Origin of the sequence: Herbaspirillum frisingense GSF30, assembly GCF_000300975.2 — a bacterium.
Lineage (GTDB): Bacteria > Pseudomonadota > Gammaproteobacteria > Burkholderiales > Burkholderiaceae_D > Herbaspirillum > Herbaspirillum frisingense.
Genome location: NZ_AEEC02000064.1, coordinates 1 through 13,557 on the forward strand (window position 1 = coordinate 1; position 13,557 = coordinate 13,557).

Here is a 13,557-nt window from a genome sequence, read left to right on the forward strand (position 1 = left end):
TGCACCACCGCTGACCGTTCGTCCTGAGTAGCGGCGTAGCCGCGTATCGAAGGCGCACCACAAGCTGAGCAGCGCCTTCGATACGGCCCTAAAGGGCCTACTCAGTCCGAACGGTTTCAGATGGTTTGAAGAGAACCAAGCAAAATCGCCGCGCCAAAGTCATCTGGCGCGGCGATTTTTTCTTAACTGAACGGCATTACGGCCTCGGCCGCCATTTTTTTTTCGCCGGCACACCCCACCTCACCAGGGGTCGCCTGTCCCCGACATCAACGATGCCAGTAGCCCGGAGGCGGCGGCGGACGGTGCCAGTGACGATGATGGTGCCCACGGTAATAGCCCGGCGCCACATAGACCGGCGGCGGACCGTAGTAGACCGGAGCCGGTCGGACATAGACTGGCGGCGGCGGTGCGTACACCGGTGCAGGCTGCACGTAGACCGGCTGCGGAGCCACGTAGGCGCCCGGCACGCCGATGTTCACGCCGATCGACACATGCCCGGCCATGGCCGGAGCGGCCGACAGGCCGGCTACGGCAGCGAAGACGGCCAGGCCGGCCATCAGGGGAATCGACTTTTTCACGATAGCTCCTCGTTGTTCTGGATTACGTAGCGTGAATATAGCCCGCCAATCCTGACAACTCTAGGCCAAAGCCGTAAGGGTTGTAAGCAAATGCTTCACAATCGTTAAGCAAAATGTGAACGGGGATTTGAATCCCCCCCCTGCGCGAGCCGCCTGCGCGCCCGGCCGACCTCATTCAGCCCGCTCGCAGCCGACGTTCAGGCCGCGCTCATGCCGCGTTCAGGCTATGCCGCGCAGCCTCGGCAGCCCGCACCTCCGCCAGCTTGGCCACCGTGGTGGCGCAAGCCTGTGCCGCTTCCTTGCCCTTGACCAGGAAATGCTCGTGGAAGTACTGATGGTGCTCGCTATGGGAATGGAAGTGATGCGGGGTCAAGACGGCCGAAAAGACCGGCACTTCGGTATCAAGCTGCACCTGCATCAGCGCCGAAATGACCGACTGTGCCACGAAGTCGTGACGGTAGATGCCGCCATCGACCACCAGGCCGCTGGCGACGATGCCGGCATACTTGCCGGTCTTGGCCAAGACCTTGGCATGCAGGGGAATTTCGAAGGCGCCAGGCAGTTCGAAGAAATCGATGCTGCTACTCGGCCAGCCGAGTGCGGCCATTTCCGCGGTGAAGGCGATACGGCACTGGTCGACGATATCCTTGTGCCAGCAAGCCTGGATGAAGGCGATACGTTGACCGTGGTGGGAAGACACTGCAGAAAGATGCGATTGCGACATGGTTCAGGACTCCTGTTCGATGATTAAACAGGGCGTTGGAATGCGCGGCCGCAGGCAGACTGCTCGCGCAGGGCTGCCATGCCGGACACTCCGTTCTCTTTCATCCGGACTATGACCGTCGGCCCCGGGATCACACCGGGTCTGCTGACCCCGTCCCGCCGCGATGGCAGGCCGGGCGCTCGCGGGCTACAGATGAGGTCGGGTGACCTCGCCTGATTACCGCCGGTGGGGAGTTTCGCCCCGCCCCGAGAACTTGTTGCTGCGCAGCGGACAGTGAGCCCGCCACAGCAGCAGCCGCGACTTTAGCATGCATGGAAAATTGCTGCAGGCCATCGACGCGTCAACTGAACCGTCAGGCGCCCTGCCCCACCATGTCGAGCATGCCACGGGCGATTTCGCGTTCCCCCATGATGACGCGCTGGGCACCATGTTTTTCCAGGTGCTCGATCTCGGCATCCGAATGGGCCCGCGCCACGACCTGCAGCCCGGCGTTCAGCTCCAGCGCGTTCTCGATCACCTGGCCAGCCTCGAACACCTCGGGGATGGCCACCAGCAACCAGCGCGCGCGGTCCACAGCGGCCGCCTTCAACAGCTCGCTCTGGGCGGCATTGCCATACAGGGCCGGCACACCGGCACTGCGCAGGGCATCCAGGTTTTCCCGTTGCGCCTCGATGACCACGAAGGGCCGGCCCTGGGCACGCAGTTGCTCGCCGATGCCGCGCCCCACCCGGCCATAGCCGACCAGCACCACATGATCCTGCAGGTCGACGGTCGGTGGCACATTGTCGGCGTCTGGCTCCTTGGGCTGGCGTGCCTCGTAGCGATCCAGCAGCGAGAACAGCAGCGGATTGAGCAGGATGGAGAGGATGGCGCCGCCCAGGATCAGGTCGCGTGCCATCGGCGAGAGCAGGTCCAGCGACAGGCCCAGCGTTGCCAGGATGAAGGAAAATTCACCGATCTGCGCCAGGCTGGCCGAGATCGTCAGGGCGGTCGAATTCGGGTGGCCGAAGACCCGCACGATCATCAATGCCGCCAGCGACTTGCCGATCACGATGATGAGCACTGTCGCCAGTACCAGCAAGGGCTCGCGCACCAGGATGGAAGGATCGAACAGCATACCGACTGAAACGAAGAACAGCACCGAGAAGGCGTCACGCAGTGGCAGGGATTCCTCGGCGGCGCGATGGCTCAACTCGGATTCGGACAGGATCATGCCCGCGAAGAAAGCCCCCAGCGCGAAGGAAACACCGAACACATAGGCCGAGCCCAATGCGAAGCCCAGCGCAATGGCCAGCACTGCCAGCCGAAACAGTTCGCGCGAACCGGTATCGGCAATGCGCTCCAGGATCCAGGGAATGACGCGACGACCGACGATGAGCATCACCGCCACGAAGGCCACCACCTTGCCCAGGGTGATCCCCAGCGTCAGCAGCACCGCATTGCCGCTCAGGGCCTCGCCCTTGCCGCCGAGGATGCCCGACAGCGCCGGGATCAGCACCAGCGCCAGCACCATCGCAATGTCTTCGACGATCAGCCAACCGACTGCGATACGCCCACGCTGCGTCTCCACCAGACGCCGCTCCTGCAGGGCCTTGAGCAGCACCACGGTACTGGCCACCGACAAGGCCAGGCCGAACAGGAAACCTTCACCCACCGGCCATCCCAGCACCCACCCCATGCCCATGCCCAGCAAGGTCGCAATGGCGATCTGCGCGACCGCCCCGGGGATGGCGATGTTCTTGACCGACAGCAAGTCCTTGAGCGAGAAGTGCAGCCCCACTCCGAACATCAGCAGGATCACCCCGATCTCCGCCAACTCCTGGGCCAGGTCGGCATCGCCCACGAAACCGGGAGTAAAGGGGCCGATGGCGATACCGGCGACCAGATAACCGATCAGCGGCGGCATTTTCAGACGATGGGCCAGGGTGCCGAAGATAAAGGCCAGCACCAGGCCTGCGACAATGGTGGCAATCAGGGGGGTGTGATGGGGCATCAGTCAGGGTTCCTTTCTGTGTGGATGAAATTGATGGAGATGACTGCAGATAAAGCACGAAGGACACCGACGACCAGGTAAAGACTAACATGGCCGTCGGCCGACCACGGCGGCGAACTGCGGCGCTTGGCGCGACGCCACTGGTCCGCCGTCTGCGGTCACTGCGCCGTGGCGATCAACGGGCTGCCTGCAGGGCGGCGATGCGCGACTCCAGCGGCGGGTGGCTGGAGAACAGTCCCAGCCAGGCCTCGCGACCGGAAATGCCGGACGCCTGCAGGTTCTGCGGCAGACCGTCGGATTGCAGGCCACCCAGGCGACGCAGGGCATTGATCATCGGCGCGCGGGAACCCATGAGCGTGGCGGCACCGGCATCGGCGCGATACTCGCGCTGACGCGAGAAGTACATGACGATGACGCTGGCCAGGATGCCGAACACGATCTCGCAGACGAAGACGGTCACCATGTAGGCGATGCCAGGGCCGGAATTTTCTTCGTTGTTGCGACGCAGGAAGGAGTCGACGAAGTAGCCGACGATGCGGGCAAAGAACATCACGAAGGTATTGACCACACCCTGGATCAGGGTCAGCGTCACCATGTCGCCATTGGCGATGTGCGCCACTTCATGGGCCAGCACGGCTTCCACTTCGTCCTTGGTCATGCCCTGCAGCAGGCCGGTAGACACCGCCACCAGCGAATTGCTCTTGCTGGCACCCGTGGCGAAGGCATTGGGCGGGCCGTCATAGACCGCCACTTCGGGCATCGGTAACTGGGCGCGGGCGGCCAGGGTCTGGACGGTCTGCAGCAGCCACAGTTCGGTGGAATTCTGCGGTTGCTCGATCACGCGCGCACCGGTCGACCACTTGGCGATGGTCTTGGACATGAACAGCGAAATGAAGGAGCCACCAAACCCCATCAGGCCGCAGAACACCAGCAGCATGCCGAAGTTGAGGCCATTGGCGGTGAGGTAGCGATTCACCCCGAGCAGACTGGCTGTGACGCTCAGGACCAGCATCACGGCCAGGTTGGTAACGAGGAAGAGAACAATGCGTTTCATGGTTTTTCCTGTAGAACGAAATGAAAGCGTCCGGCACGGGCCGGTCGCCAAGACTGGGGAAACGGGAACACGGGAAATCAAAGAGGGAGCGCACCGCCAGTGGCGGGGCCATCACTGGGGAGGCGGCAAGGCCGCGAGCAGATCAGGCGCGCTCAGGCCACCAATGGTGGCGGCCGCAACTGGTCGCGCAGGTAGGACGACCAGGCAGGGATTGCCGAGAAGGCGTGGGGAAACGGGTACCAGAGCAGCTCCGGGGTGGCGATGCGCGCCGGCAAGGTGGGGTCTTCCAGCTCACCCTGTAGCGAGGGCCGGTCATCATCATCGTCCACGGGCGCACCGGGCTCGCTGGCGGTCGCGCCAGCCACATCAGCCAAATCAGTTACACCCGCCAGCGCCGTCAATGCGTGCCAGCCACGCAGGTCGGGTCCGGCCTGCAGGCAAGAAGCCGCGCTGGCAGCAGAGTGCAATGCGTTGTGCAATTCGGTGCGCAACTGCTCGCGAAGCTGTGACTCTCCCGTGGCTGCCAGCAATTGCAGCGGGATCAGCAGAGCTAACAACAGGAGCAACAATCGGCGCATCAAACCCTTGTCAGATGGAAAAATGGAGCAAAGCGCGGGGACATCCCTCGGGCGTCAAAAAGGAAATATCTGTCAGCATTTCGTCAGCAATGACGGCCCGGCATTATACGCAATATCACCGCCAGCCCGCTGTCGATCAACTGCCGACCATGCTCCCCGGAATCAAGCCGGCAGGAAAGTTATCCACAAAAGCTGTGAACAAGCCTGTTGATAAGCGCCCTGACAGTTTCTGACATGCTTGCTGAGCAAGGGTTTCCAACAAATTGCCCTTGTTTTACACAAAGGTGAAGAAATTGGCCTAGGTGATGGAGACCACCTTGTTGCGGCCACCGAGTTTGGCGCGGTAGAGCGCGGCATCGGCCGCTTCCAGCAGCTGACGACCATCGGTATCGTCCGGCAGTTCACGCGTGCAGACACCGACGCTGATGGTCAGGCGCCGTTCGACCAGTGACTTGTCATGAGGCTCGGCCAGTTGATAGACCGCCTGGCGCAATGCCTCCCCAAGCTCGGCAGCCTGCAGCGGCGGCAGATTGCGGACCAGGAGGATGAATTCCTCGCCACCATAGCGCGCCAGCACGTCATCCGGGCGCTGCAGGTGCGCGCGCAGGGTCTCCGCCACGCGCTTGAGCACGCGATCGCCGCCGCCGTGACCATAGAGGTCGTTGTACTGCTTGAAATAATCGACGTCGATCATGAACAGAGAGAGCGTTCCACCCTCTTCCTGCACCCGCTGCAAGGCGCGGGTGTAGTTCTCGTCGAAGTAGCGGCGATTGGGGATGCCGGTCAGGCCGTCGGTACCGACCTGGCGCTTGAGCACTTCCGAATGGGACAGCAGCATCTTCTCGCGCTTGACCGAATTGCTGGCGTCGGTGACCTGCATCAGGCATAGGCGCTGGCCATCCGGATTATCGATGGGCGTGAGCACCACCGACTGCGCCATCCTCTGGGCGCCCTCCCCCTGCCCGCCCGGATGGTGCGGGTAGAGCGGCAAGGGCGAACGGTGCAAGGCGCTGGAGAGCAGTGATGGCAGGCCGTATCTGAGGGTGTTGTCCAGCGCGCGCAACAGGGCTGGCGTGACCTGTCCCGCAAACAGCGCAGCGAAGTCAGCATTGATGGCAGCGCCGGCAGGCACACGGCTGTGGCGCGCCATCCAGGCGTTCCAAAGCAGGATGTTCAAGTCCCTGTCCAGCATGACCAGGCCGCAATTGAGCTGGTCGTAGACGTCCTCCAAGCGGAAGCGCCCGGCAACGAAACTGCTCATGTCAACTCGATCTTCCTCAGATAGGCCTGGACATGCTCGACCAGTGCGTGCAAGGAGGTGGAACTGAGCAGGAAGATGAGATGGCCGTCGGTCTGGTGTTTCTCGATGACCAGATCGATGTGCAGCACCAGCACATAGCGCTCGTCGGACTGCACCTCCGACAGGCGCGAGGAAATCTCCTCCGGGGAGGACACCACGTACTGCGGCAGGGAGCTGTTGAGCGTGATCTCCAGCATGTCCGCCATGGCCGACAGACAGGCATTGAGGATGATGTTGCCCAGTTCGCACATGGCTTCGCGTTCGAACTCGGCCAGTTGGTCCAGGCTCATCTGCGAGCCCATCATGTCGCGCACGATGGCCAGCGCCCGGTCTTCGGTAAAGAGCAGCACCGCTTCGGCATCGAAGGGGCCATAGAAATTCTGGCTCACCGTGGCAAAGCGGCCCTGGATACTCGGTAGCAGCTGCTCGTTGATGGCGTCGGTGCGCAAGACCTCTACCGAAGGCACGGTCAGGCGCACTTCATCGCCGACGATTTCCGACAGGCTCTGCGCAGCGCGACCGGCACCGACGTTGAAGATCTCGGTCAGGGCATCGCGTTCGATTTCCGACAGGATGCTCACACCGGTCCCCGGAAATGCAGCAAGGCCTGGGCGATCGACTTTTCCGTGACCGGCTTGGCGACGAACACGGCGCCCAGTTGCTGGGCCCGCGTCTGTGCGGCCTCCTGGATATTGGCCGAGAAGATCGCCACCCGCACACTGGGCTGTAGCTGCAGGATCTGCTCGGCCGCGTCGGTGCCAAGCATGCCGGGCATATTGATGTCCATCGTGCAGTAATGCGGCGCATTCTGCTGCACCACGCGGATCGCCTCTTCCCCGCTGGCCGCTTCCACCACCTGCCAATCCGGGTGCGCCGCCAGCACGTGGGCCTTGATCACCATGCGCGATACCTTGCTGTCATCGACGATGAGGAGGGTCTTGCCTGTTGCGTCATTAACCATCTTGAATCACTTTGACTATCAGAAAGCTGAATACAAGCTGAAAACAAACAGCTGAACGAAAATGCAGAAAAAACGGGATAAATGCTGACACCTACTGACAAGTTGTCAGACATTTAAGAATGATAAATCAAAATCAAGCCGGGCCGTATGGGGGAATCCCTGATAAAACCTGCATCTAACAAAGATGCAACATGAATATTACTCCGGTGGGACCGCTTTCTCACGCCACTGCAGCCGACATCTTGACCTGTGGCAATAGCATGACGCCGGCGCAATGCAGATTTTCGGCGGCGTCGGCAGCCCTTGGGTAGAATCGCGGGCATGAAGCTGCGCCAGAAGATCATTTTCCTTGCCATCGTTCCCCTGGGACTGGCCTTTGCCGCCATTGCGCTGGTGGTGCGCTACCAGGCGGTGGAGCTGGCCCGCCAGCAGCGCGCCACCATCGAAGCGGCCTATCTGGCCAGCAAGAACACCGAATTGCGGCATTACGTGGACCTGGCCCGGCACGCACTGGCCCATCTCTACGACACCGGGCGCAGCGACGACGCCATCAAGGAAGAGGCGCGCCGCATCCTGGCCGACATGGAGTTCGGCGACGATGGCTATTTCTTCGTCTATGACGACCATGGCCGCAACATCGTCCACCCGCGCCAGCCGGAACTGGTGGGACTGGACATGTGGGACTGGCGCGACGAGTCCGGCAGCCTCACCATCCAGCACCTGATCACGCTGGCCCATCAGGGCGGCGGCTTCGAACATTACCTGTGGCGCAAGCCCTCCAGCAAGGCGGTGGCGCCCAAGCTGGGCTATGTGATCAGCCTGCCTCGCTGGGGCTGGGTGATCGGCACCGGCATCTATCTCGACGACGTCGACAAGGCGCTGGCCCAGGTGGATCACCAGAACTCCGGCCACCTGCGCCGGACCATGCTGCTGATCGCCGCCATTGCACTTTCCAGCGCGCTGGTGGTGGGCCTGGCCGGCGTCCTGCTGAACCTGAGCGAACACCGCGTGGCCGACGCCAAGCTGCGCCAGCTGGCGCAGCGCGTGGTGCGCTCGCAGGAAGAAGAACGCGCCCGCCTCTCACGCGATCTGCATGACGGCATCAGCCAATGGCTGGTGTCGATCAAGCTGCAGATCGAAGCAGCCCTGGAACGCCTGCGCGGCACACCCGAGCAGGCCGCCCAGGCGCGGCTGGGCTTCGAGAAGACCGCGACCCAGATCAATGGGGTGCTGGCCGAAGTAAGGCGCATCTCGCACGACCTGCGTCCGGCCATCCTGGACGACCTCGGCCTGGCGGCGGCACTGGAACATCTCTGCGTTGAATGGCGCGATGCAGTCGGCGACAGCGACGGCGATGGTGTCGGGCGCACGGAAAGCCGCATCACCTTCGTCAGCGAAGGCAACATCGGCGATGGCGCGCCGCTGTCCGACGTGGTCAATACGGTGCTCTTCCGGGTGGCCCAGGAGGCGCTGACCAACATCGCACGCCATGCGCACGCCAGCCAGATCAGGATGCGCCTCTACGGTGGCCACAACCTGATCATGCTGCAAGTCCAGGACAATGGCTGCGGCTTCGACCTGGGCCAGGTGGATGATCACTCGCGCCACGGCATCGGTCTGCGCAACATGCGCGAGCGCATGGAGTCGGTGGGCGGCGAACTGGCGATCGATTCGTCGGCCGCCGGCACCAGCATCAGCGCCATCATTCCCCGTTCTTCCCTGTTCCTCTCCTCCCATGGCTGAATTCATTCCCATCGCACCGGCACTGACCCGCATCATGCTCATCGACGACCATCCGCTGGTGCGGGACGGCTTGCGGGCACGCCTGGAAATGGTACCCGGCCTGCTGGTGGTGGCCGAAGCCGGCAACGCCGAGGAAGCGCTGGCCGCCGCCAGCGCGCAGCAGATCGACCTGACGCTGATGGACATCAACATGCGCGGCATCAACGGGATCGAGCTGACCGCCCGCTTCCACGCCCTGCATCCGGAAATCGCGGTGCTCATCCTGAGCATGCATGACAAGGCTGAATACGTGATGCAATCGATCCAGGCCGGCGCCCGAGGCTATGTGCTCAAGGATGCCCCCAGCCAGGATATCGTGCAGGCCATCGAGACCGTGCGTTCGGGCGGCATCTACTACAGCGCGGCACTGGCACGCCAGCTGACCCAGCCGCTGCCACCGCGCGACCTGCTCACGCAGCGCGAGCGGGAGGTGCTGCAGCACATCGCCAACGGCGAATCGAACAAGCAGATTGCCCGCGAGCTGGATCTGAGCGTACGCACGGTGGAAACGCATCGACTCAACATCAAGCGCAAGCTCAACATCGATGGGCAGGCCGAGCTGATCAAGTTCGCGGTGGAGTCACGCAACAGCGCCGGCACGTCCTGACAAGTGCAGGCCGATTGGCCGGCATGATGCACGTCACGCCGCTGGTGTGGACATGGCGGGCAAACTCAGGCTGATCACTTCCCCAAACCCGATCTGGCGTCGCTGCGCCATGGCGCGCAGGGCAATGTCTTCGTATGCCTGCTGCTCCGGGGCCAGCATGTCACCCTGCTCTGCGCGCCACTGGGCACAGGCGTGCAGCATGCGGATCGATCCCGCATGGCAGACCACGATGGCAGCCGGTAGAGCGCGTGCGCGCAGGCACTCAAGGGCCTGCCAGATACGCCGGGCCATCGCCGGCAGTGTCTCGCCGCCACCGGGTGCATGGTGCAGCAGGTCCTGGTTCCAGGCCTCGACCTCGGCCCAGGGGATATCGTCCCAGCGGCGCAATTCCCAACTGCCGAAATCCATTTCCTGCAGATCACGTTCCAGCACCGCGCCTGCCTGCTCCAGCCGCACCGCCAGCTGTTGCGCCAGCCCGGCGCAGCGACGCAGAGGACTGCTGAACACCGGCACATCGCGCGGCAGTTGCGTGAGCAGTTGTTCCAGGCACTGCTGCTGCACCTCGGGTGCGACCGCGATATCGCTGCGGCCATAGCAGGTGTGCTGGTCCAATACCGGCTGCGGATGGCGGATCAGGTAGAGCAGCATGGTCAGGCAGTCCACCAGCCTGGCAGCGTGGCCAGTGCGCCCAGATAGAACGCGGTCTCGCTCATTTGCTGGACCGCGCCCAGGCAATCGCCGGTGTAGCCCCCCAGCCGCTGCTGGAAACGTCGCGCCAGCCAGACCGCAGCGAGCGCTGCGAGCAGCATGCCCACCACGATGCGTTGCCACGACATGAGGCCGAGCGCCCACACGCCGATCACCGGTAGCGCCGCGCACAGCGAAGCGAGCAGGAATTCACCGCCACGCATGTGCTGGGCCAGCGGCTTGGCCTTGCCTTGCTCGCGCACGTAGTCCATGCGCCAGATCAGGCAGGTCGCCAGCCAGCGCGATACCGGATGGGCCATGCCCAGTACGGCCAGCACCTGCAAGGGCAGCAATGCGTTGAGCGCAGCCACCTTGAGGGCCAGTAGCAGGACAATCCCGATCACGCCATAGCTGCCCAGACGCGAATCGCGCATGATCTCCAGCGCCCGCTCGCGCCCCACTGCGCCACCCAGGCCATCGCAGACGTCGGCAAAGCCATCCTCGTGAAACGCCCCGGTGAGCCAGATGCCCACCGCTGTCGACAACAGCACCGCCAGCAGATGTGGCCAGAACTGCACTGCCAGCAGATACACCAGGGCGCAGACCCAGGCCACGATCCAGCCCACCAGCGGGAAATAGCGCGTGCAACGCTGCAGCCATTCCGGCTGGAAGCCAACCCAGCGCGGAATCGGCAGGCGCGTGAAGAACTGCAGGGCGATGAAGAACAGCCGCAGCTGATACAGCATGCCCGTGCCGGATGTGGAGTCCCTGGAGTCCCTGGAGTCCCTGGAGTCCCTGGAGTCCCTGGAGTCCTGGCGCGGATCAGCCATGTTTGACGCTGACGCTGGCCGAGGAGAAGGTCGCCATCTGTTCCAGGAAATTGACGGCCGCCCGCAGCAGGGGCAAGGCCAGCGCAGCGCCGGTGCCCTCGCCCAGGCGCAGATCCAGCTGCATCAGCGGTCGGGCCTGCAGATACTGCAGCATGCGAGCGTGGCCGGCCTCGTCGGAGCAGTGGGAAAACACGCAGTAGTCCAGCACCGCCGGCTGCAAGGCCGCCGCCACCAGCAGCGCCGACGTGACGATGAAACCGTCGATCAGCAGGACCAGGCGCCGCTTGGCGGCGCCCAGCATGGCGCCGACCATGAAGGCAATCTCCAGGCCACCCAGCGCCGCCAGTTGTTCCAGCGGCGCCAGTGGCGTACTCGCCTGCGCGTGCAGGCGCAGCGCACGCGTGATGGCATCGGCCTTGCGCGCCATGCCCTGCTGGTCCAGCCCGGTACCGGCACCGATACAATCCGCCACGGCCATGCCGGTCAGTGCGGCCATCAAGGCGGCCGCCGCAGTCGTATTGCCGATCCCCATCTCGCCAAAACCGAGCACGTCCGCATCCACCGACGCGGCCCACTGCAGCCCCGCCTGGATGGCGCTCTCGCATTGCACCGCCGTCATTGCCGGGCCAAGACAGAAGTTGGCAGTGCCGTAGGCAATCTTGCGATCCAGCAAGCCGGTACGAACACCGAAATCATGATTGACGCCGACGTCGACGATGGTCAGCGCGCATTCGTTCTGTCGCGCAAAGACATTGATCGCGGCGCCGCCGGCCAGGAAATTTTCGACCATCTGCCAGGTCACGCTTTGCGGATAGGCGGAGACGCCCTCTGCCGTCACCCCGTGGTCACCGGCACAGACGACGATGGCCGGCCGGCGCAGGGTGGGCCGATCGGTCGCCTGGATCAGTCCGATCTGGCGCGCCAGGCGCTCCAGCGCGCCGAGGCTGCCCTGTGGCTTGGTCTTGTCGTTGATGCGTGCATCCAGGCGCGCGGCCAGCGCGGCATCGTGGGTGGAAACGAGGGTGGGAATCTGCATGGCGTCGTGCTGGGCGCCGCATGGCGCGGCAGGATCAAGGGAGCGACAGTATAAGAGATCGCCGCGACCGACGGCGACGACGAAGCGCAGTGCGGACGCAAAAAAGGCAGGGCGCCCTGCGACTCCCTGCCCTTGACCGCTGTTGGCCGGCCCGTGGTGGCGACCCCGATCAGGCCTTCACGGCCGCCTTGTCCAGCACGCCGTAGATGGTCGAGGCCAGCTCGTTGGCTTCGAACTTGGCGACATAGGCGTCGCCCCCCACGCTGCGCACGTGATCCTCGTTGGCCGAACCGGACAATGAGGAGTGGATGATGACGGGAATGCTCTTGAGGAAATCTTCACGCTTGATATTGCGGGTCAGCGTGAAGCCATCCATTTCGGGCATTTCCAGATCGGTCAGGACGAAGGAAATCTTGTCAGAGATCGGCTTGCCCTCGGCGCGTGCTTCCTTGGCCAGTTTCTGGATCTTCTCCCAGGCTTCCTTGCCGGTGACGTGCATCTCGAAGGGAATCTCCATGGCCCGCAAGCCCTGCTCGATGAGCGAGCGTGCCACCTTGGAATCGTCCGCGGCAATGGCCACGGTCCCCGGGCGGATGCCATGACCGGTGCTCTTCTCCAGGCTTTCCATCTTCAGGTGACGGTCGCTGGGCATGATCTCGTGCAGGATCTGCTCGACGTCCAGCACCTGGGCCAGGCGGCTGGTGTCCTTGTCGTTGTCCAGGCGCGCGATGCTGGTGACGAAGGCGCCGCCGCTGCTGGTTTCGGCCGACAGCACCTGGCTCCATTCCAGGCGCACGATCTCGTCCACCGACTCCACCGCAAAGGCCTGGGTGCTGCGGGCATATTCGGTGACCAGCAGGATGTTCAGGCCGGTCTTGGGCACACAGCCGACCACGGCCGGCAAGTCGATGACCGAAATGATCTGGCCCCGGATGTTGACCATGCCCAGCATCGGCGATTGCGTTCCGGCCGCCTTGGTGACGGGCGGCATGGGCACGATTTCACGGATCTTGAAGACATTGATGCCAAACAGCTCAGAGCGCTCGCCGTAAGGATCCGCCCCCAGACGGAATAGCAGCAGCTCGAATTTGTTAGATGCGGTGAGATTGGTTCTCTCATCGATCTCTTTCTGGAAACTATCCATATCTTCCCCCCGATTCGAATGGATGTGACAGGTAAAGACCTGCTCCAGCAATGTAGTTGGGAAAGTTGGCCGTGGCAATCAGGCAATCACTGATATACGATTTTTTTGATTTTCTGCAATTTGAATCAGGCTGAAATACGACGTCACGAGAGACATCCTGGCAGAAGGATGGGCAACGCCCAGGGAGCAAGGCCGCTGCGCCGGCAGGGAAGAAAAACCGTGGGCTGCTGGAAATGCGAGCCGGAAAGCAAAAAAGGAAGCCCGAAGGCTTCCTTTTTCAACT

15 protein-coding genes and 1 riboswitch are annotated in these 13,557 nt (G+C 63.2%); of the genes, 2 read left to right on the plus strand and 13 right to left on the minus strand.

Translation table 11 applies throughout. The features are described 5' to 3' along the window. Positions 1-266 precede the first annotated feature (266 nt). From HFRIS_RS23885 to HFRIS_RS23920, 8 genes are all read right to left on the minus strand, one after another. Positions 267-578: a hypothetical protein gene (locus tag HFRIS_RS23885; protein ID WP_006465596.1), complete on the minus strand. Its 312-nt coding sequence runs from the start codon at positions 576-578 to the stop codon at positions 267-269. Between the two features lie 208 nt (positions 579-786). Then, a complete protein-coding gene (locus HFRIS_RS23890) occupies positions 787-1,302 on the minus strand; it encodes a 6,7-dimethyl-8-ribityllumazine synthase (RefSeq protein ID WP_006465597.1) in 516 nt (171 codons plus the stop codon). Between the two features lie 88 nt (positions 1,303-1,390). Next, a riboswitch (FMN riboswitch) is annotated at positions 1,391-1,559 on the minus strand. A 95-nt stretch (positions 1,560-1,654) separates the two neighbouring features. Beyond that, positions 1,655-3,295: a YbaL family putative K(+) efflux transporter gene (gene ybaL / locus HFRIS_RS23895; protein ID WP_006465598.1), complete on the minus strand. Its 1,641-nt coding sequence runs from the start codon at positions 3,293-3,295 to the stop codon at positions 1,655-1,657. Positions 3,296-3,470: 175 nt separating this feature from the next. Then, the gene (gene htpX / locus HFRIS_RS23900; protein WP_006465599.1) at positions 3,471-4,349 is read right to left on the minus strand and encodes a protease HtpX; all 879 of its coding nucleotides are present in this window, start codon (positions 4,347-4,349) and stop codon (positions 3,471-3,473) included. Positions 4,350-4,501: 152 nt separating this feature from the next. Then, positions 4,502-4,927 carry a hypothetical protein gene (locus HFRIS_RS23905; RefSeq protein ID WP_006465600.1) on the minus strand — a complete coding sequence of 142 codons (426 nt, stop codon included), beginning with the start codon at positions 4,925-4,927 and terminating at the stop codon, positions 4,502-4,504. Between the two features lie 298 nt (positions 4,928-5,225). Continuing rightward, the gene (locus HFRIS_RS23910; RefSeq protein WP_006465601.1) at positions 5,226-6,188 is read right to left on the minus strand and encodes a sensor domain-containing diguanylate cyclase; all 963 of its coding nucleotides are present in this window, start codon (positions 6,186-6,188) and stop codon (positions 5,226-5,228) included. Further along, positions 6,185-6,808, minus strand: coding sequence for a chemotaxis protein CheC (locus tag HFRIS_RS23915; protein WP_006465602.1), 624 nt, complete (start codon positions 6,806-6,808; stop codon positions 6,185-6,187). Before HFRIS_RS23915 ends, HFRIS_RS23910 begins: the two co-directional genes overlap by 4 nt. Next, positions 6,805-7,188 carry a response regulator transcription factor gene (locus HFRIS_RS23920; RefSeq protein WP_006465603.1) on the minus strand — a complete coding sequence of 128 codons (384 nt, stop codon included), beginning with the start codon at positions 7,186-7,188 and terminating at the stop codon, positions 6,805-6,807. The genes HFRIS_RS23915 and HFRIS_RS23920 overlap by 4 nt, the downstream gene beginning before the upstream one ends. 321 nt (positions 7,189-7,509) lie before the next feature. Here HFRIS_RS23920 and HFRIS_RS23925 point away from each other — a divergent pair, with 321 nt between their 5' ends. Continuing rightward, entirely contained in the window at positions 7,510-8,931 is a 1,422-nt protein-coding gene (locus HFRIS_RS23925; RefSeq protein ID WP_006465604.1) for a cache domain-containing protein, read from the plus strand. Beyond that, positions 8,924-9,577 (plus strand): response regulator, encoded by a 654-nt coding sequence (locus HFRIS_RS23930; RefSeq protein WP_006465605.1) that lies wholly within the window; start codon positions 8,924-8,926, stop codon positions 9,575-9,577. Before HFRIS_RS23925 ends, HFRIS_RS23930 begins: the two co-directional genes overlap by 8 nt. Positions 9,578-9,610: 33 nt before the next feature. Here the strand turns inward: HFRIS_RS23930 and HFRIS_RS23935 are convergent, their stop codons facing one another. The 5 genes from HFRIS_RS23935 to HFRIS_RS25735 form a co-directional block, all read right to left on the minus strand. Beyond that, complete coding sequence (locus HFRIS_RS23935; protein WP_039877216.1) at positions 9,611-10,225, minus strand: histidine phosphatase family protein; 615 nt, start codon at positions 10,223-10,225, stop codon at positions 9,611-9,613. A gap of 2 nt (positions 10,226-10,227) precedes the next feature. Further along, the gene (locus tag HFRIS_RS23940) at positions 10,228-11,010 is read right to left on the minus strand and encodes an adenosylcobinamide-GDP ribazoletransferase (RefSeq protein ID WP_006465607.1); all 783 of its coding nucleotides are present in this window, start codon (positions 11,008-11,010) and stop codon (positions 10,228-10,230) included. Positions 11,011-11,086: 76 nt separating this feature from the next. After that, positions 11,087-12,130, minus strand: coding sequence for a nicotinate-nucleotide--dimethylbenzimidazole phosphoribosyltransferase (cobT, locus tag HFRIS_RS23945; RefSeq protein ID WP_006465608.1), 1,044 nt, complete (start codon positions 12,128-12,130; stop codon positions 11,087-11,089). A gap of 169 nt (positions 12,131-12,299) precedes the next feature. Continuing rightward, the gene (locus tag HFRIS_RS23950) at positions 12,300-13,274 is read right to left on the minus strand and encodes a chemotaxis protein (RefSeq protein ID WP_006465609.1); all 975 of its coding nucleotides are present in this window, start codon (positions 13,272-13,274) and stop codon (positions 12,300-12,302) included. A gap of 78 nt (positions 13,275-13,352) precedes the next feature. Continuing rightward, positions 13,353-13,557, minus strand: a 205-nt coding sequence (locus tag HFRIS_RS25735; protein ID WP_209443046.1) for a hypothetical protein, incomplete at its 5' end; no start/stop codon positions are given.

What these genes read in the sequence shown, in the direction of transcription:
- ybaL (WP_006465598.1), bottom strand. Translation starts at nt 3,295, where the DNA reads ATGCCCCATCACACCCCCCTGATTGCCACCATTGTCGCAGGCCTGGTG.
- HFRIS_RS23930 (WP_006465605.1), top strand. Translation starts at nt 8,924, where the DNA reads ATGGCTGAATTCATTCCCATCGCACCGGCACTGACCCGCATCATGCTC.
- HFRIS_RS23950 (WP_006465609.1), bottom strand. Translation starts at nt 13,274, where the DNA reads ATGGATAGTTTCCAGAAAGAGATCGATGAGAGAACCAATCTCACCGCA.
- HFRIS_RS23940 (WP_006465607.1), bottom strand. Translation starts at nt 11,010, where the DNA reads ATGCTGTATCAGCTGCGGCTGTTCTTCATCGCCCTGCAGTTCTTCACG.
- HFRIS_RS23910 (WP_006465601.1), bottom strand. Translation starts at nt 6,188, where the DNA reads ATGAGCAGTTTCGTTGCCGGGCGCTTCCGCTTGGAGGACGTCTACGAC.
- cobT (WP_006465608.1), bottom strand. Translation starts at nt 12,130, where the DNA reads ATGCAGATTCCCACCCTCGTTTCCACCCACGATGCCGCGCTGGCCGCG.
- HFRIS_RS23905 (WP_006465600.1), bottom strand. Translation starts at nt 4,927, where the DNA reads ATGCGCCGATTGTTGCTCCTGTTGTTAGCTCTGCTGATCCCGCTGCAA.
- HFRIS_RS23920 (WP_006465603.1), bottom strand. Translation starts at nt 7,188, where the DNA reads ATGGTTAATGACGCAACAGGCAAGACCCTCCTCATCGTCGATGACAGC.
- HFRIS_RS23890 (WP_006465597.1), bottom strand. Translation starts at nt 1,302, where the DNA reads ATGTCGCAATCGCATCTTTCTGCAGTGTCTTCCCACCACGGTCAACGT.
- HFRIS_RS23935 (WP_039877216.1), bottom strand. Translation starts at nt 10,225, where the DNA reads ATGCTGCTCTACCTGATCCGCCATCCGCAGCCGGTATTGGACCAGCAC.
- HFRIS_RS23925 (WP_006465604.1), top strand. Translation starts at nt 7,510, where the DNA reads ATGAAGCTGCGCCAGAAGATCATTTTCCTTGCCATCGTTCCCCTGGGA.
- htpX (WP_006465599.1), bottom strand. Translation starts at nt 4,349, where the DNA reads ATGAAACGCATTGTTCTCTTCCTCGTTACCAACCTGGCCGTGATGCTG.